The organism is Gordonia crocea (assembly GCF_009932435.1).
Lineage (GTDB): Bacteria > Actinomycetota > Actinomycetes > Mycobacteriales > Mycobacteriaceae > Gordonia > Gordonia crocea.
On sequence record NZ_BJOU01000001.1, the window covers coordinates 114,651 to 132,138 of the forward strand.

At 68.2% G+C, this 17,488-nt stretch carries 18 protein-coding genes; 9 read left to right on the forward strand and 9 right to left on the reverse strand.

The annotated features are described in order from the left end of the window. Window positions 1-68 precede the first annotated feature (68 nt). Both nbrcactino_RS00535 and nbrcactino_RS00540 read left to right on the forward strand, forming a co-directional pair. Window positions 69-485, forward strand: coding sequence for a globin domain-containing protein (locus nbrcactino_RS00535; RefSeq protein WP_161925591.1), 417 nt, complete (start codon window positions 69-71; stop codon window positions 483-485). 163 nt (window positions 486-648) lie between these two features. Next, window positions 649-999, forward strand: a complete 351-nt coding sequence (locus nbrcactino_RS00540; protein ID WP_161925592.1) for a hypothetical protein — start codon at window positions 649-651, stop codon at window positions 997-999. Window positions 1,000-1,039: 40 nt separating this feature from the next. Here the strand turns inward: nbrcactino_RS00540 and nbrcactino_RS00545 are convergent, their stop codons facing one another. From nbrcactino_RS00545 to nbrcactino_RS00555, 3 genes are read right to left on the reverse strand one after another with little or no spacing between them, the layout of a single operon-like run. Beyond that, entirely contained in the window at window positions 1,040-2,248 is a 1,209-nt protein-coding gene (locus nbrcactino_RS00545) for a CoA transferase (protein ID WP_161925593.1), read from the reverse strand. 35 nt (window positions 2,249-2,283) lie between these two features. Then, complete coding sequence (locus tag nbrcactino_RS00550) at window positions 2,284-3,432, reverse strand: CaiB/BaiF CoA transferase family protein (protein WP_161925594.1); 1,149 nt, start codon at window positions 3,430-3,432, stop codon at window positions 2,284-2,286. Next, window positions 3,425-4,639, reverse strand: coding sequence for an acetyl-CoA C-acetyltransferase (locus tag nbrcactino_RS00555; protein WP_161925595.1), 1,215 nt, complete (start codon window positions 4,637-4,639; stop codon window positions 3,425-3,427). Before nbrcactino_RS00555 ends, nbrcactino_RS00550 begins: the two co-directional genes overlap by 8 nt. A 17-nt stretch (window positions 4,640-4,656) precedes the next feature. On the opposite strand from nbrcactino_RS00555, the gene nbrcactino_RS00560 reads away from it, so the two are divergent. Beyond that, a complete protein-coding gene (locus nbrcactino_RS00560; RefSeq protein WP_161925596.1) occupies window positions 4,657-5,850 on the forward strand; it encodes an acyl-CoA dehydrogenase family protein in 1,194 nt (397 codons plus the stop codon). 18 nt (window positions 5,851-5,868) lie between these two features. On the opposite strand, the gene nbrcactino_RS00565 is transcribed toward nbrcactino_RS00560, so the two are convergent. After that, window positions 5,869-7,122, reverse strand: a complete 1,254-nt coding sequence (locus nbrcactino_RS00565) for a CaiB/BaiF CoA transferase family protein (RefSeq protein ID WP_161925597.1) — start codon at window positions 7,120-7,122, stop codon at window positions 5,869-5,871. An 81-nt stretch (window positions 7,123-7,203) separates the two neighbouring features. On the opposite strand from nbrcactino_RS00565, the gene nbrcactino_RS00570 reads away from it, so the two are divergent. The 4 genes from nbrcactino_RS00570 to nbrcactino_RS00585 are packed head-to-tail and all read left to right on the forward strand — an operon-like array spanning window position 7,204 to window position 10,574. Continuing rightward, complete coding sequence (locus nbrcactino_RS00570) at window positions 7,204-8,415, forward strand: acyl-CoA dehydrogenase family protein (RefSeq protein ID WP_161925598.1); 1,212 nt, start codon at window positions 7,204-7,206, stop codon at window positions 8,413-8,415. A 44-nt stretch (window positions 8,416-8,459) separates the two neighbouring features. Further along, entirely contained in the window at window positions 8,460-9,200 is a 741-nt protein-coding gene (fabG, locus tag nbrcactino_RS00575) for a 3-oxoacyl-ACP reductase FabG (RefSeq protein WP_161925599.1), read from the forward strand. Continuing rightward, window positions 9,200-10,081 carry an HTD2 family dehydratase gene (locus tag nbrcactino_RS00580; protein WP_161925600.1) on the forward strand — a complete coding sequence of 294 codons (882 nt, stop codon included), beginning with the start codon at window positions 9,200-9,202 and terminating at the stop codon, window positions 10,079-10,081. The genes fabG and nbrcactino_RS00580 overlap by 1 nt, the downstream gene beginning before the upstream one ends. A gap of 37 nt (window positions 10,082-10,118) precedes the next feature. Next, window positions 10,119-10,574 (forward strand): MaoC family dehydratase, encoded by a 456-nt coding sequence (locus nbrcactino_RS00585; RefSeq protein ID WP_161925601.1) that lies wholly within the window; start codon window positions 10,119-10,121, stop codon window positions 10,572-10,574. A 78-nt stretch (window positions 10,575-10,652) separates the two neighbouring features. Here the strand turns inward: nbrcactino_RS00585 and nbrcactino_RS00590 are convergent, their stop codons facing one another. The 5 genes from nbrcactino_RS00590 to nbrcactino_RS00610 all read right to left on the reverse strand — a co-directional run bounded on the left by nbrcactino_RS00590 (window position 10,653) and on the right by nbrcactino_RS00610 (window position 15,898). After that, window positions 10,653-11,876: an acetyl-CoA C-acetyltransferase gene (locus nbrcactino_RS00590; protein WP_186343277.1), complete on the reverse strand. Its 1,224-nt coding sequence runs from the start codon at window positions 11,874-11,876 to the stop codon at window positions 10,653-10,655. A gap of 9 nt (window positions 11,877-11,885) precedes the next feature. After that, window positions 11,886-13,034, reverse strand: a complete 1,149-nt coding sequence (locus tag nbrcactino_RS00595; protein WP_161925602.1) for an acyl-CoA dehydrogenase family protein — start codon at window positions 13,032-13,034, stop codon at window positions 11,886-11,888. 193 nt (window positions 13,035-13,227) lie between these two features. Next, window positions 13,228-14,520, reverse strand: coding sequence for a TrpB-like pyridoxal phosphate-dependent enzyme (locus nbrcactino_RS00600; protein WP_161925603.1), 1,293 nt, complete (start codon window positions 14,518-14,520; stop codon window positions 13,228-13,230). Window positions 14,521-14,685: 165 nt separating this feature from the next. Next, on the reverse strand, window positions 14,686-15,297 hold the full coding sequence (locus tag nbrcactino_RS00605) for a TetR/AcrR family transcriptional regulator (protein WP_161925604.1): 612 nt from the start codon (window positions 15,295-15,297) through the stop codon (window positions 14,686-14,688). Next, a complete protein-coding gene (locus tag nbrcactino_RS00610) occupies window positions 15,290-15,898 on the reverse strand; it encodes a TetR/AcrR family transcriptional regulator (protein ID WP_161925605.1) in 609 nt (202 codons plus the stop codon). The genes nbrcactino_RS00605 and nbrcactino_RS00610 overlap by 8 nt, the downstream gene beginning before the upstream one ends. Before the next feature lie 274 nt (window positions 15,899-16,172). On the opposite strand from nbrcactino_RS00610, the gene nbrcactino_RS00615 reads away from it, so the two are divergent. Next, complete coding sequence (locus tag nbrcactino_RS00615; protein WP_161925606.1) at window positions 16,173-17,039, forward strand: oxygenase MpaB family protein; 867 nt, start codon at window positions 16,173-16,175, stop codon at window positions 17,037-17,039. A 16-nt stretch (window positions 17,040-17,055) separates the two neighbouring features. Further along, window positions 17,056-17,469, forward strand: a complete 414-nt coding sequence (locus nbrcactino_RS00620; protein WP_161925607.1) for a hypothetical protein — start codon at window positions 17,056-17,058, stop codon at window positions 17,467-17,469. Window positions 17,470-17,488 lie beyond the last annotated feature (19 nt).

The window sequence follows — 17,488 nt, forward strand, 5'->3', positions numbered from 1 at the left end:
CGGAGTCGGTTACCGAGGTTTAGCGGCCGGGAAATCGTGGCGTCACCGCCCCACTGGATCGTTGGTCCATGAACAAAGATCTTCTCCACCACAGCCTCACCCTCGTCGACCTGCCCGATGACGGTCTGACCGCCCGCTTCTACGACATCCTCTTCGACCGCTACCCGCAGGTGAAGCCGATGTTCTCCCGCAACACCCGCCAGCAGGCCTCCATGCTGCGCTCGGCCATCGTCTCCGTCGTCGATCATCTCGACGATGCTGATTGGCTCGCCACGACGCTCGGGACCCTCGGGGCCCGACATGCAGGTATGGGGGTCACCGAGCCGATGTATGGCGCGGTTGCCGAATGTATGGTCGCGGCGATGACTGAGATCGGCGGAGACCAGTGGACTCCCGAGATGTCAGAGGAATGGACCGCGGCCCTCGGCGCCGTCGCCTCGATGATGCTCGCGGGCTACCCGGCGGGTGAAACCGGCGCCGCCTGACGGGGCTTCGCAGCGAGTCGGCGGCCAGGCCTTTCACACGTCGAGTAGTGGACCACTCTAGAGCGCCCCCGCCCGGGCGCGCAGGCTGGCGATGACCCGACAACCAGGGTCAGACCCGAAGGAGAAGTCAGCCATGTCCACCCCTCGCACTGTGCTCGTCGCCTTGGCCAGCACCATCACTGTCGCCGGTAGTGTCTTCACGGCCGGCCAATCACTCGCCGCGGGCGCTCCGACCCTCTCCATCAGAACAGCTGGGACTGGATGGCTGCTCCATATCAACACCAGCGGCAACACTGGTTGCGGGCTGATCTCCGGCGCTTCCTCTTCGGGGATCGCTGCCGGTTGGGAAGGGGACTATCCAGTTTCCGGCTCGCTGGCGCCGGGACAACATCGCATACAGGTGGTGTGTCCATCCGGCAAGAGCGCCAAGCTCACTCTTTTTGCCCCCCGCAGCCCAATCAACGATCTGCGCACGCAGTTCAGCAACAGCACCCAGGGCATGTTCGGCTCGTAGGCCGTTCCTGCCGCCGTCAAGCCCGGCGACACCGCGGGCCTCAGATGACCCCGTCGGCCCGCAGCCTGCCCAGCTCGGCATCCGAGAGCCCCAACACCGAGGCCAACACCTCGTCGGTATCGGAGCCCAATTCCCGGGCCGGCGCCACCCCGGCGTACTCGTTGTCGACACGGATCGGAGCATGCGCCGAGACCACCGCCCCGATGCCGGGTTGGTCGAGTTCGGCCAGCACCGGCGCCGACGCGGGGTCCGCGCGAACCGCGTCGACAAACTCCGCCATCGAGCGGTAAGGGCCCCAGAGCACCCCTCCGGCGTCCAGCGCCCGGTGCACCTGCTGAGCCGGCCGCGCCTGGAACCAGGGACGCAGCACCGCCGCAATGGCCTCGCGGTGGACATACCTTCCCTCGTCGGTGCTGAAATCCGCAGCCAGGGACTCGGCCAACGCCGCGCAAGCCGCTGCGGTCCCGGTGGTCTCGACCAGATTGCGCCACTGTCGCGGGGTCAGCGCCACCACGTACACCCGACCGCCGTCGGAGGTGAGGGCGTCCACACCGAAACTGCCGTACAGATAGTTCCCGTGGCGCGCCCGATCCCCGCGCTGGACCACCTCGGTCAGCCAGCCCAGATTGGCCACCCCAGCCGCGGCGACGTCGGCGAGTGCGACGTCGATCTTCGACCCCGCACCGGTCCGCAGGCGCCGGTAGACCGCCGACAGCAGGGCCGTCGTCACGCTCTGCCCGGCGATGAGATCCCAGGCCGGCAACACATGGTTGACCGGTCCGGCGTCGGGCGGCCCGGTGAGTTCGGGCACGCCGACCGCGGCATTCACCGTGTAGTCCACCGCTCCCCGACCGTCGGCATGTCCCTCGACGTGCACCGTGATCATGTCGGCCCGACGATCCGCCAGCGCCTCGTGCGACAACCACCGACGCCCGACGTTGTTGTCCACGAAGATCCCCGCGTCGGGCCCGGGCGCGGTGGCCAGTGCCACCACCAACTCTTGACCGGCCGGACTGCGCACGTCCACGGCAATCGACCGCTTCCCGCGGTTGAGCGAGGTCCAGTAGAGGCTGTGCTCGGATCCGGTATCTACCGGCCACCGCCGGTAGTCGGAGTTGCCGCCCAGCGGGTCGATCCGGATAACCTCGGCGCCCAGCTGGGCAAGGGTCATCCCCGCCGACGGGCCAGCCACAAAACTGGCGAACTCGACGACCCGCAGGCCATCGAGCGGTAGTGGTGACGCCGACATGGTGAGGCCTCTTCTCTCGGTGGGCGGAATGACGCTCAGGGCTGACCGAATTCGGCGCGTAAACGCTCGGTGTCCGCACCAAGTGCGGGCACCTCGCCGTTGACGACATCCCAGTGCCGTGCCAGCGCCGGTGGTTTGAGAGCCGGGACCGGACCGGCCGGAGTACCAACATCACGCCAGCGCCCGCGCGCACGCAGCTGCGGGTGCTCGACCAGGTCGGCGACCCCGTTGAGGCGGGCGTTGCCGATCCCGGCTCCGTCGGCCGCCGCCTGGATCTGGGCCAGCGTGCGCGTCGAACACCAGTCGCCCAGCACCCCGTCGAGCTCGTCGCGGTGACAGATCCGGTCGCCGTTGTGCGCGAGCCGCGGGTCCTCGGCGAGGTCAGGTCGCGCCAGCATCGCGCACAGCCGTTGCCACTCCCGGTCATTCGTCGTGCCGAGCACCGCGGTCTGGCCGTCGGCGGTCGGATACGCACCATAGGGCGCCACCATCGCCGACCCCATGCCGACCGGCTCGGGCGCAACGTCGGTGTGGATCGTCTGGTTCAGGGCGAACCCCATGAATTCGGCGACCACGTCGAGCATCGCCACCTCGATGACCCCCCCGCGGCCGGTGCGCTCCCGCTCGTACAGGGCGGCGAGCACGGTCGAGTACACATACAACGCGGTGCCGACGTCGGCGACGGGGATGCCCGACTTGGCGGGGTGCCCGGTGGTGCCGGTGATCGAACACGACCCACCCTCGGATTGGACCAGCAGGTCGTAGGCACGGCGGTGGTCGTAAGGTCCACCCTTCCCGTACCCGGAGATGTCGGCGACGATCAGCCGGGGATAGGCACGTGCCACCTCGTCGACGCCCAACCCCAGGCGATCCAGCGCGCCCGGGGCGAGATTGGCGACGAAGACGTCGGCCGCACCGAGCAGTCGGTCGAACAGGGCGCGGTCGGCCGCGGTCGTGAGGTCGAGCGCCGCGGACTCCTTGCCGTGGTTGAGCCAGACGAAGTGTGCCGCCATCCCGCGGACCGTCGAATCGTAGTGACGGGTGGTGTCACCCTGCCCGGGTTGCTCGACCTTGATGACCCGGGCGCCGAGGTCGGCGAGATGTCGAGTCGCCAGCGGTGCGGCGATCGCCTGTTCAACCGCGACGACGGTGATGCCCTCGAGCGGGCGCGCCAGCTCAGCCATCGATCCGCTCGAAGACTGCGGCAATGCCCTGCCCGCCGCCGATGCACATCGTCTCCAGCGCATAACGCCCGCCGCGGCGGTCCAGCTCGCGCAGCATCGTCGCGAGGATGCGCACGCCGGTGGCGCCTACAGGGTGGCCCAGCGAGATGCCGGAGCCGTGGACGTTGATGCGATCGAAGTCGTCGGCGCCCAGCCCCCAGGCGGTGGTGCAGGCGAGGACTTGGGCGGCAAAGGCCTCGTTCAGCTCGATCAGATCCAGATCGGCCAGCCCCAGCCCAGCCCGGTCCAGCGCGGTGTTCGTTGCGGGTACCGGACCGATGCCCATCCGCGCCGGTTCGACGCCGGCCACCGCCCAGGTGACCAGACGGGCCAACGGCCGCAGACCCAACCGTGCCGCCTCCGCCATGGTCGTGACGATGCAGACCGCGGCACCGTCGTTTTGCCCGCTGGCGGTCCCGGCCGTCACCGTGGCCTCCGGGTCGACCTTGCGCCGCACCGGCGACAGCGCCGCCAACGCCTCAAGCGAAATGTCTGGGCGCGGGTGTTCGTCGCGGTCAAGACTCTCCTCGCCCTTGCGGGTGGCCACCGTGACTGGCACGATTTCGTCGACGAAGACTCCCGCTTCCTGCGCGGCCACGGCACGGCGGTGTGAGGTGTAGGCGAGGTGGTCTTGGGCCTCACGGCTGATGCCGTACTCGGCGCGCAGGTTCTCCGCTGTTTCCAGCATCCCGCCGTCGACCGGGTGGAACTTGCCGCCAGCAGTGATCCGTCCCCGGTTGATCCGGTCGGCCAGCTGCGTGTCGGCACCGCGAAGCCCGAACCGCAGCCCCAGTGCATAGTGCTCGGCCTGGCTCATGCTCTCCGCGCCGCCAGCCAGAACCAAGTCGCAGATCCCAGTCTGCACCCGCATCGCGGCGTCGACCACCGCCTGCAAGCCGGAACCGCACCGGCGGTCGACCTGCATCCCGGGCACGGTGACGTCGAGGCCGGCATCGAGGACGGCGACGCGCCCGATCGCCGGCGCCTCGCCATTCGGGTAGCACTGGCCGAAGACCGCATCGTCGATGTCGGCGCCGGTGATCCCGGTGCGGGCAACGAGTTCAGCGACCACCGCCGATGCAAGATCGGCGGCCGGGACACTGGCGAGCATGCCGCCGTACCGGCCGACCGGGGTTCGGATCGGTTCACAGATCACTGCATCGCGCATGCATTAGTTTCTAACCCATGACAAGGCTTTGCGATACCGCCGACCTGTCCGACGTGCAGCGCGAGATGCTGAGGACGGTACGCACCTTCGTCGATTCGGAGATCCTGCCGGTCGCCACCGAGCTGGAGGCCGCCGACGAATACCCGACCGAGATCGTCGCCACAATGAAGGCGATGGGGATCTTCGGGCTGATGATCCCCGAGGAGTTCGGCGGGCTCGGCGAATCGCTGCTGACCTACGCGCTGGTCGTCGAAGAACTGTCGCGCGGCTGGATGAGTGTGTCGGGGATTGTGAACACCCACTTCATCGTCGCCCACCTGATCGGGCAGCACGGCACGCCCGAGCAGCAGGCACGCTATCTCCCGAGACTGGCGACCGGGGAACTCACCGGCGCCTTCTCCATGTCCGAGCCAGCCCTAGGATCCGACGTCGCCGCCATCACCACGACGGCCACCCTCGACGGCGACCAGTATGTGATCAACGGCCAAAAGATGTGGCTGACCAACGGTGGAACTTCGAGCCTCGTCGCCGTCCTGGTCCGGACTCCATTGGGGCACAAGAGTCCCCACCAGAATCTGACCACCTTCCTGATCGAGAAGACCCCCGGCTTCGGCGAGGTGGCACCCGGTCTGACCATCCCCGGGAAGATCGACAAGATGGGCTACAAGGGCATCGACACCACCGAGATGCTGTTCGACGGCTTCCGGATCAGTGCCGACGAGGTGCTCGGCGGTGAACCCGGTCGGGGCTTCTATCAGATGATGGACGGGGTCGAGGTAGGCCGCGTCAACGTCGCGGCCCGCGCCGTCGGCGTCGCACACCGGGCCTTCGAGCTGGGTGCGGCCTACGCCCAGACCCGGGAGACCTTCGGCAAGCCGATCGCCTCGCACCAAGCGGTGCTGTTCCGACTTGCCGAGATGGGCACCAAGGTCGAGGCGGCCCACCAGATGGTGGTGCGCGCGGCACGGGTCAAGGACGCCGGCTCGCGCAACGACCTGGAGGCGGGAATGGCCAAGTACCTGGCATCGGAGTACTGCCACGAGGTCGTCGAGGATGCGTTCCGCATCCACGGCGGCTATGGCTTTGCCAAAGGGTTCGAGATCGAGCGGCTCTACCGGGAGGCGCCCATGCTGCTGATCGGCGAGGGAACCGCCGATATCCAGCGGATGATCATCGGCCGCCGACTGCTGGAGAACTACTCGGCGCAGTAATCGCGGACCCGCCGACGCTCAGATGGTGCCCGCGGAACGCAGCCGCGCCAGCGTCTCGTCGTCGAGGCCCACCAACTCCCGCAGCACGGCGTCGGTGTCGGCGCCGAGCAGCGGCGCCGGCGCGGGCAGCGAGACCTCGGCGCCGGAGAGCATGATCGGCACGCCACCGGCCACCGCGTCGAGTTCGCCCGCCGTCGGGTGGACCAGCGGCCCGATCACCCCACGCGCCGTCAACTCCTCGTCGGCCATCACCTCGGCCGCGGAACGGACCTGCGCACACGGCACACCCCGGTCGCGGCCCAGCTCCGCGACCACCGCGTCCGTCGCCATGCCCGATGTCCACTCCTCGATGAGGGCGTTCAATGCGGCCGAGTTGGCCGCCCGTGGTCCGCGTCCGGCGAACCGAGGATCGGCCATCAGGTCGGGGCGGCCCATCGCATCGAAGAGCGCGGCCACCCAGGCGTCAGAGGCGGCGGCAATCGCGACATGGCCGTCGACGGTCGGGTACACCCCAAACGGCGCGAGCCGGTTGTGGAAGTTTCCCGAACGCGGCGGATAACCCGCACGCTGCAGGACGTCGAGGTGCTCGAACGGCAGCAGCGAGGCCAGCGACTCCAGCATCGACACGTCGACGCGCTGGCCCTCACCGGTCCGCGCCCGCTGAATCAGCGCCGACTGAATCCCGATGACCGCGTACAGCGGCGCCATCAGATCGGCGACGGGCAGCCCGAAGCGCAATGGTGGGCCGTCGACCTCACCGGTCGTGTCCATCGCCCCGCTGAGCGCCTGCACGATGATGTCCATCGCCTTCACCCGCAGCGCCGGCTGGTCGGCGGCCGACCCCTCTGGGCGTCCCAGCCCGCTGAGCGAGCAATAGACAATCGCGGGGTTCACCGCGCGCACCGCCTCGTAGCCGAGCCCGAGCCGGTCGGCCGCACCGTCGCTGAGGTTCTCGAACACGACGTCGGACGCGCGCGCCAGACCGAAGAACACCTCGCGGCCAGCCTCGTGTTTAAGGTCCAGCTCGATGGAGCGCTTGCCCCGGTTGCGCGCCAGGAATGACAGCGACTCATCGTCACCGGTGTTGATCAGGCCCAATTCTCCATCGGCCGTCGCAAACGGTGGATTGGTCCGGGCGAGGTCGTTGCCGCCCGGCGCCTCGATCTTGATCACCTCGGCGCCCAGCGCCGCCAGCACCAACGTGCCGTACGGCCCGGACAGCGCCGTGGTCATATCGAGGACTCGGATCCCGGCAAGTGGACGGTCGGCCATGGCAACAGTTTGGCAGCCCTGCCGCGACCGGTGGGCGATCGCATAGAGTCCGAACCAGGCCGAACCACGGAGGAGACATCGATGACTGATACCGGGCTGGCGATCGGCGGCGCCGAGGTGGACGCCGAGGACTTCGCGGAAATCCGGCAGACGGTCCGCGAGTTCATCCGGACCCGCGTGGTGCCGCGGGAGCAGGAGATCGCCGACGGCGACGCCATCCCCGAGGACCTGCGGCAGGCGGCCAAGGAGATGGGGTTGTTTGGTTTCGCGATTCCCCAGGAGTGGGGCGGACTGGGCCTCGACCTCGCCCAAGATGTCGAGCTGGCCCAGGAGTTGGGCTACACCAGCCTGGCCCTGCGGTCGATGTTCGGCACCAACAACGGGATTGCCGGACAGGTCCTGGTGAACTTCGGCACCGACGAGCAGAAGGCGCGGTGGCTGGCGCCGATCGCTTCCGGCGAGGTCGTCGCGTCGTTCGCTCTCACCGAGCCCGGCGCCGGCTCCAACCCGGCAGGGCTGCGGACCAAGGCGGTGCGCGTCGACAAGACCGACGAGAATTCCGACTGGATCGTCGACGGCTCGAAGTGCTTCATCACCAACGCGCCGCTGGCCAACCTGTTCGTCACCTTCGCGCGGGTGCGCCCCGCTGACGACGAGGGCACCGGAATCGCGGTGTTCCTGATTCCCGCCGCCACCGCCGGGGTTTCGGTATCCGAGCACGACAGGAAGATGGGCCAGGAAGGATCGTGGACCTCCGACGTCCACTTCGACGGGGTGCGCGTTCCGGCGTCGGCACTGGTCGGCGGCGAGGTGGACCTCGGTTACCGCGCCGCGATGATCTCCCTGGCCCGCGGGCGTGTGCACATCGCCGGAATGGCGGTCGGCACCGCCCAGCGCGCCCTCGACGAGTCTCTGCGCCACGCGGCGATCACCACCCAGGGCGGGACGCCGATCGGGGACTTCCAACTGGTGCAGGCGATGCTCGCCGACATGCAAACCGGGGTGATGGCCGGGCGGGCGCTGGTCCGCGACGCCGCAGCCAAATGGGTCAGCGGCGAGGACCGGCGCATCGCCCCGTCGGTGGCCAAGCTGTACTGCACCGAGATGGTCGGCGAAGTCGCCGACAAAGCCGTCCAGATCCACGGCGGCAGCGGCTATATGCGCGAGATGCCGGTCGAACGGATCTACCGCGACGTGCGCCTGCTGCGCCTCTATGAGGGAACCAGCGAGATCCAACGGCTCATCATCGGCGGCGGACTAATCCGCGAGGCCAAGAAGCACGCCGCCAGTTGAACACTGGAAACCCCCACGCCCCCAAGGAGAAAACGGAGTCCACCATGTCTGAACTACTCGCCGGAAAGACGGCCGTCATCACCGGGGGCGCGCAGGGCATCGGCCTAGCCATCGCCCGCCGGTTCATCGCCGAGGGCGCCACCGTCGTACTCGGCGACATGAACGAGGACGCGATCACCGCGGCCGTCGCCGAACTCGGCGAGGACGTCGCGCTCGGCGTGCGGTGCAACGTCACCGTCGCCGACGACGTCGCCGCACTGCTCGCCGCGGCCGTCGACCGCTTCGGCACCCTCGACATCCTGGTCAACAACGCCGGAATCACCCGTGACTCGACGATGCGGAAGATGACCGAGGAGCAGTTCGACCAGGTCATCGACGTGCATCTGAAGGGCACCTGGCTCGGGATGAAGTTGGGCGCCGACATCATGAGCCAGCACGGGGGTGGGGCCATCGTGAACATGTCGTCGATCTCGGGCAAGGTCGGCAACTTCGGGCAGACCAACTACTCCGCGGCCAAGGCCGGCATCGCCGCCATGAGCAAGGCCGCCGCGAAAGAGGTGGCGTCCAAGGGCATCCGGGTCAACGCGATCCAGCCCGGCCTGATCCGCACCGCAATGACCGAGGCGATGCCGCAGGAGGCGTGGGATTCGAAGATGGCCGAGATTCCGCTGCGGCGGGCCGGCGAGCCCGACGAGATCGCCAAGGTCGCGGTGTTCCTGGCGTGCGACCTGTCGTCGTACATGACCGGCACCGTCTTGGAGGTCACCGGCGGCCGGCACATGTGATGGCCGAGTCAGGCGTGGCACCGGGGTGGGAGCCGCACACCGTCGTGACCGAGGAGCGCCTCGACCCCGGGCGGGTCCTCGCACTCGCGTCGATCTTCGACGACGGGCTGCCCCCGCCAGCGGCGGGCGACCCGCTCCCCCCGTTGTGGCACTGGGCCGCCCTGCCGACGTGGGCGTCGTCGTCGCAGTTGGGTGTCGACGGGCATCCGCTGCGCGGCGGTTTCCTGCCGCCGGTCGAATTGCCGCGGCGGATGTTCGCCGGTGGATCGGCGGTCTTCGACGGCGAGCTGCGGGTGGGGGAAACCGTCCGCCGGGAGGCCACCGTCGAATCGGTCACCGACAAGCAGGGCCGGAGCGGGCCGCTCGTTGTCGTCGTCACGTCGACGACGCTCACCGGCGAACACGGCTCGGTGACCGAGAAGCAAAATCTGATCTATCGAGAGGCCGCCGGGAGCGATAGCGAGCGGGGCCAATCGGATCCTGCGCCGGCCGCGGCAATGACGCCCGCCGGCGCGCCGATCGCGCCCGCCGGGCCGGGCACCTGGGAGTTCCGGACCGACCCGACCCTGCTGATGCGGTTCTCTGCGGCCACCGCCAACGCCCACCGCATCCACTACGACTGGCCGTATGCGACCGGCGTCGAGGGGTACCCCGGCCTCGTCGTCCACGGCCCCCTGATGACGCTGGCCCTGCTGGAGACCCACCGGTTGGCCGGGCCCCCGCGCCGGGTTGCCGGGCTCTCGCACCGCAATGCCGCGCCGCTGTTCTGCGGGCAATCCGCCCGACTGGTCTCCACACCGAGCGACCACGGCGCTACGGTCGAATTGATGGGACCCGGCGGCAGCGGTCCGCACACCACCGTCGACCTCACACTCGAATAAGCGCGAGCCTCCGGCCCGCCCGACCCAAGGAGTCACCATGGCCCGTACCTTCACCTCTCTCGACGACGTCCGTGCCGCGATCGGCGAGGAGAACGGGCCCGGTCCGTCGCTGGTCGTCGACCAGGAGCGCATCAACCTGTTCGCCGACGCGACCGGGGATCACCAGTGGATCCACGTCGACCCGGAACGGGCGAAGGAGGGGCCGTTCGGCACCCCGATCGCACACGGCTACCTGACCCTGTCGCTGATCCCGCTGCTCGGCGCCGACCTCATCCACTTCGAGTTCGGTGGCGCGCGAATCAACTACGGCGTCAACAAGGTTCGCTTCCCCTCGCCCGTCCCGGTGAACAGCTCGTTGTCGGCGACGGCCACGATCACCGACGTCTCCGAGAGTCCCGCCGGCGCGGTCTTGACGGTGAAATACGTCGTGACCGCCGAGGGTGCACCCAAGCCCGCGTGCGTCGCCGAGACCCTCGTCGTGATCACCCCCTAATCGCCGACTGGGCCCTCATTTCCGCCGAGTGGGCCCCCATTTCCGCCGACTGGGCCCTCATCCCCGCCGAGTGGGCCCTCAAGCCGTCTCGAACCGCGCGGCGACACCCTGTCCGCCGCCCACGCACATCGTCGCGAGCCCGGTGCCACCAGCTCGTCGTCGCAGTTCGTGGAGCATCGTCGTGACCATGCGCACGCCCGTCGCTCCGATCGGGTGGCCCAATGAGATCCCGGACCCGTTCACGTTGACCCGATCTTGATCGTCCCAGCCCCAACCGGCCAACACGGCGAGGACCTGAACGGCGAAGGCTTCGTTGAGCTCGACCAGGTCGACGGCCTCGAGCAGGTCCTGCGTCGTCGTGCCGGCGCGTGCCGCGAGTTTGGCCACGGCGGGGACCGGGCCGATCCCCATGCGCGCCGGGTCGCAGCCGGCGGCGGCCCAATCGGTGAGGTATCCGATGGGTGTCAGGCCGAGCGACTCCAGCTGGTCTTCCCCGACGACGAGGAGCGCCGACGCGGCGTCGTTCTGCTGACTCGAGTTTCCCGCGGTGACCACACCGCCGGGAATGATCGGCTTCAACCGACCCAGCGATTCGACCGTGCTGTCGGGCCGGACCCCCTCGTCGCGCGAGAATTGGACGGGGTCCGACCGCCGCTGCGGCACCGAAACCGGCACCACCTCGTCGTCGAAGAACCCTCGCTCCCAGGCCGCCGCGGCACGACGATGGCTGCGCGCGGAGTACTCATCGGCGGCCTCGCGGGTGATCCCGAAATCGTCGGCAAGGTTCTCCGCGGTTTCGATCATCCCGGAGATCTTGCCGAAGCGATTCTCCGGTTGGGACCGTTCGCGGCCGCGGTCGAGACGGTCGAACAGCACCGCGTTGCCGCTGCGCGACCCCCATCGTTGGCTCGTCGAGTAGTACTCGATGCGGCTCATCGATTCCACGCCCCCGGCGAGCACGACGTCGGCTGCGCCGGTCTGGACCATCATCGCCGCCGTCACGATCGCCTGCAGACCACCGCCACACCGACGGTCGAGTTGCATCCCCGGCACCTCGATCGGCAGTCCGGCGTGCAGCGCCAGCCACCGCCCGACGCAGGGCACCTCCGAGTTCGCATACGACTGGGCGAACACCACGTCGTCGATGCGGCCCGGGTCGATGCCAGACCGCTCGACCACGGCCCGCACGACGGTGGCCCCCAGGTCTTCGACGGGGAGGTCCTTCAGCGATCCGCCGAACGTCCCGACCGGCGTGCGCAGCGGCGCGACGATGGCGGCGCGGCGCAATCCCGTGTTTGCCATATGGCGACCTCAGATCTGGTTGCGGGCGATCAGCTGCGCGGCGATGACGTTGCGCTGGATCTCGTTGGTGCCCTCGCCGACGATCATCAGCGGGGCGTCCCGGAAGTACCGCTCGACGTCGTATTCCTTCGAATACCCGTAGCCGCCGTGCACGCGAATCGCGTCCAGCGCGATCTGCATCGCCGTCTCCGACGCGAAGAGCTTCGCCATGCCGGCTTCCATGTCGGCACGCTCACCACGATCGAGTTTTTCGGCCGCGTCGACGGTCAGCAGGCGGGCGGCCTGCTGTTTGGTCGCCATGTCGGCGAGCAGGTTGCCGACCGATTGGTGTTTCCAGATCGGTTTCCCAAAGGACTCGCGTTCCTGCGCGTAGCGGGTTGCCGCTTCGAGGGCCGCTTGGCCGACGCCGAGGGCACGCGAGGCGACCTGAATCCGCCCGACTTCCAACCCACGCATCATCTGCGCCCACCCCTTGTTGGGGTCACCACCGAGCACGGCGTCGGCGGGCACGGGCATGTCGTCGAAGACCAGCTCGCAGGCCTCGACGCCGCGGTAACCCAGCTTGGGGAGCTTCTTGGAGATGGCGAAGCCCTCGCCGGGTTCGACGAGGATCACGCTCATGCCCTTGTGCGCCGGGGTGACGTCGCGGTCGGTGAGACACAGCAGACCGATCAGGCCCGAATGCGCAGCGTTGGAGATCCACGTTTTGGAACCGGTGATGACGTAACCGTCCCCCGTCGGGGAGGCATGGGTGCGCATCGCCTGCAGGTCGCTGCCGCCACCCGGCTCGGTGAGTGCCATCGTCGCGCGGATGGTGCCCTCGGCCATCGCCGTGAGGTACTTGTCCTTCTGCTCCGGGGTGCCGAAGGTCTTGATCAAGTAGGTGATCACCGAGTGACCGCCGATGGCACCCGCGAGGCTCATCCACCCGCGGGCCAGTTCCTCGCAGACGCGGGCGAAGCACGCCATGGACACGTCGACGCCGCCGTACTCGGCCGGGGCGAGGAGCCCGAAGAATCCGAGTTCCTTCATCGCCTCGATGAATTCCTCGGGGTAGACGTCGGGCTCGTCGAATTCACGGACATTCCCGACGACCCGCTGGTCGACAAAGTCGCGCACCAACGCGACCATGTCCTCCTCGTCCTTGGTCAGCGCCATGCGTTCCGCTCCTCCTGTGATCGGACTCACCGTCATATAGACACTAAGCACAAGGGCCCAGTCGACAGGAATGAGGGCCCAGTCGGCGAGATTGAGGGCCCAGTCGACGAGATCGAGGGCCCAGTCGACGAGATCGAGGGCCCAGTCGACGAGAACGAGGGCCCAGTCGACGGGAATGGGGGCCCAGTCGGCGCTAGATCTTGCCGTCGAGGTACTCGGCGTAGGCCGGGAGATCGAGCTGACCGTGACCCGAGAGACCGATGACGACGACTTCGTCGCGGTCGCTGTCGGCGACGTGCGCGGCACAGGCGGCGATCGCGTGCGTCGACTCCGGCGCCGGCACAATGCCCTGCGCCCGGGCGAACTGCACACCCGCGGTGAAGGCGTCGTGCTGGGTGATCGCCACGCCCTGCACCAACCCCTGCTCGACCGTGTGGCTCAGCGCCGGCGCCATGCCGTGATAGCGCAGACCACCCGCGTGAATCGGGTCGGGAACGAAGTCCATGCCCAGCGTGTGCATCTTCAGCAGCGGCGTCAGGCCGGCCACGTCGCCGTGGTCGTAGCGGTACTCCCCCTCGGTGATCGAGGGGCAGGCAGACGGTTCGGCGGCGATGATGCGCGGGTTGGAACGACCGTGGATCTTCTCGCGGAGGAAAGGGAAGGCGAGTCCGCCGAGGTTGGAACCACCGCCGGCACACCCGAAGACGATGTCGGCGCCGTCGGGCTCGACCGCCGCCAACTGCTCGACCGCCTCCTGCCCGATCACGCTCTGGTGCAACACCACATGGTTGAGGACGCTGCCCAGTGCGTAGCGCGCGGCCGGATCGCCCGCGGCGACCTCCACCGCTTCGCTGACCGCCATGCCGAGGCTGCCGGTGGTGTTCGGGTCCTTGGCAAGCATCGCCCGGCCGGACGCGGTGAGTTCCGAGGGACTCGGGTGCAGCGTCGCGCCGTAGGTCCGCATCAGGTAGCCGCGGTAGGGCTTGGAGTCATACGAGGCCCGGACCTGCCACACCTCGACGTCGATGCCGAACTGCGCCCCGGCAAAGGCCAGCGCACTACCCCACTGGCCGGCACCGGTCTCGGTGGTCAGCTTGGTGACCCCGTCGACATAGTTGTAATACGCCTGCGCAACAGCCGAATTGGTCTTGTGGCTGCCGACCGGACTGACCCCCTCGTACTTCACGTAGATCCGCGCCTTGGTGTTCAACGCCTCCTCGAACTTGCGGGCGCGCAGCAGCGGCGAGGGACGCCACATCTTGTAGATCTCGCGGACCGGCTCGGGGATCTCGATGTAGGGCTCGGCGGCGACCTCCTGGGCGATGAGCCCCATGGGGAACAGGGCGACGAGATCGTCGGGCCCGACCAGCTCCTTGGTGCCCGGGTGCAGGTGCGGCGGGATGGGCTCGTCGAGTTCCGCGGCCAGGTTGTACCAGTGGGTGGGGACGTCGACGAACACGGCGTCGTTCAGTTGCGTAGCGGTCATGGGGCCACCCTATCCACCTCCTTTGCCGTGGCGGAGGGGTTTGCGATGTCGAATCTGCGCCGGTGACGGCCTTCAGACCTCTGCGCGGGGACTGACAATGCCCCCCTGTTGCCCCGCCGGGGGAAATACTCCCTCGGCGGGTCAGGACGGGAGTTTTTTCAGCAGCTAAGCGCGGTACCCGACGATGGCGCGGGCGAAACCGACGTTCTGCTCGACGATCTCATCGGGGCTCGAGGCGCCGTCGGCGTTGTACCAGGTAGATACCCCGACACACATCGTTGTGATGGCCCGACCGACCGCCTTGGGGTCGGCAGCGGTGAAGTCGCCGGTGCCGACGCCGGCGGCGATGATGCCGTCAACCATGTGTTGCTGTCGGTCGCGGTACCCGATGTAGGTGTCGCGGTAGCCGTCCTCGATGCTGCGCGTCTCGGTCGACGCGACGAAGGCCTGCTCGCGCCGGGACATGTGGAACCGCAAGAGGGATTCGACGACGGCATCGAGTTGATCCACCGGGGCCGGTCCGGCCTCGGCCAGCGCCTGCTCGGAACGCTGCAACAACTCGTTCATCGTCAGGTCCAACAGGCCTTGCAGCAGTGACTGTTTGGACGGGTAGTGGTGGTAGAGCCCCGGGACCGAGAGCTTGGCGCGCGCGGCGATCTCACGCACCGACGTCCCGTGGTACCCGTGTTCGGCAAAGCACAGCAGCGCTGCTTCCAGCGGGACGGGCAGCGATCGGGGGCCGAACTCCCGCCACGCACCCGTGTTCGGGCTACTCACCGATCAGTAACGCGGTGCAGGCGTCGATCAGGGCGTCGCGCGTCATCTGTACCCGGTCGTCGAGCCATGCCGCGAGCAGGTTCGCCAACCCGCCGACGCGGTAATAGGCCGCGGCCACGTCGTCGCCCGACGCGGTGTGGTGGCTGCCGACCGCCGATTGCGCGGTGATCGCGGCCAGGTTCCGGGTCGCCTCGAGACGGCGCGTGGCCAGCGTCGCGGAGACGAGGGTCGGCGAAAACAGCAGGCGGCCCTTGCGGCGGTCGCCGTCGATCACGTCGACGATCGCGCCCACCGCGCCGTGGACCCGGGACCGGATGTTGGTGCGCCGCGAGAAGGCCTCACTCGCGTTGTCCATGATCTCGTCGATCACGCCGTCGTAGGTCGCGGCCACGAGATCGTCGGCGGAATCGAAGCTCTCATAGAAGTAGCGGGCGGTCAGCCGCGCCTCGCGACACACCCCGCGAACGCTGATGGACCCACCGTCACTGGCCCCGAGGGACTCGAGTGCGGCATCGAGTAATTGCTGGCGCCGACGGGCGATACGTTCGTCGCCCTGCTCACCGGCATAGGTGCGCAGCGCTGTCATCGACTGGGAAGCCATGGCCCCCATTGTGTCATCGCCCGAGGAGCGGGCGGCGACTTCCCTCCAACGAAACCGACTATGACATAGTCTGATGTCACGGAATCGTTGTGAAACGGCACCTTCTTCTCGTCCTCGCGACACGCCGCCGGCACAGGCAAAACTTCGATTGACAACCCCACCATGCCAGCGTTGAATGTAAGTGACAACGCTTGTTATCACTCTGTTGGGCCCAGGCGAGGCCGACTGAGTGGGACAATGCGACCACGTGCAGTGCCGCACCGAGGAGCGATCAATGACCGCCACAGCCCATGTCCCCGCCGACCAGCGACAGCCGCGCATGTCCCGCGCCGAGATGGACGCGCTGCCCTCGCACGACGTGCCCCTCTACACCGCGGCGCTATTGGCCGGACCGGCCAACGTGATCATGCAATTGGCCAACGCCCCCGTCGGACGCGGGGTGGTGGAGAGCAAGGTCGAGTCCGGCAACATCCTCAAGCACCCGATCAAGCGCACCCGGACGACACTGACCTACCTGTCTGTGGCCTCGATCGGCACCGCGGCGGACCGCAAGGCCTACCGGGAGGCGATCAACTCGGCGCACCGGCAGGTCCACTCCACACACGAGTCGCCGGTGAAGTACAACGCGATGGACCCGCAGCTCCAGCTCTGGGTCGCCGCCTGTCTCTACCGCGGCTGGGAGGACGTCGCCCGCCTCTACGGCCGCAAGGGGGTCATCACCGAGCAGGCCTACCGCGACGCCGTGACCATCGGCGCGACGCTGCAGATGCCCTATGAAATGTGGCCGGCCACGCGGGCCGACTTCCAGAAGTACTGGGACGAGACGGTCGCGGGAATTGAGATGGATCCCGAGGTCCGCACCTACCTGACCAAGCTGGCCAAACTCCAGTTCGCCGGCAAGGTGCCGTCGATGTTGCTCGGGTGGTACGCCGAGGCGCTGACGCTGGGCTACCTGCCGTCGGAGTTCCGCGACATGATGCGGCTGCACCCCACCGCCTCCCAGGAACGCTTCTTCCAGGCGCACAACGTCGTGCTGCGCATCGCCACCCGGATCACCCCCAGGCCGATCCAGGAACTGCCTTTCAAACTCTTGCTCGCCGACCTGCGACGCCGGATTCGCACCGGGCAACCCCTCATCTGACCTAGAATCGGCTGCCATGCCCCGATGGTGCGCTTCACTGTTGGTCACCGGCTTGCTCGCCGGTTCGCTCGCGGTTGCCGGGTCGACGATCGGCGCGCCGGCCTCCCACGCCGCCATCGCGCCCGGACAGTACTGGTTCGTCAAGGAGAGCATCGTCCTCGACGCCCCGAATCTGTGGATCGTGCGCCCGCATATCCGCACGAAGCGCTACCCGGCGACGATCAGCGGCACCACCCTCACGATCGACTACCCCGCCTCGGCGGAGAAGACGCAGAACGTCTTCCACATCCGAAGCGCGCGGGGCGGCGGCTGGATCGCCACCAACCCGCACTACCCGGCGGACCGCTTCTACCGCACGAGCTACGGCTACCGGGCCGACCGCATGGTCGTGAACACGCCGCTGCGCGACCGCCTGGTCCGACGGGGCTGATCACCGCGCCGGGCTGATC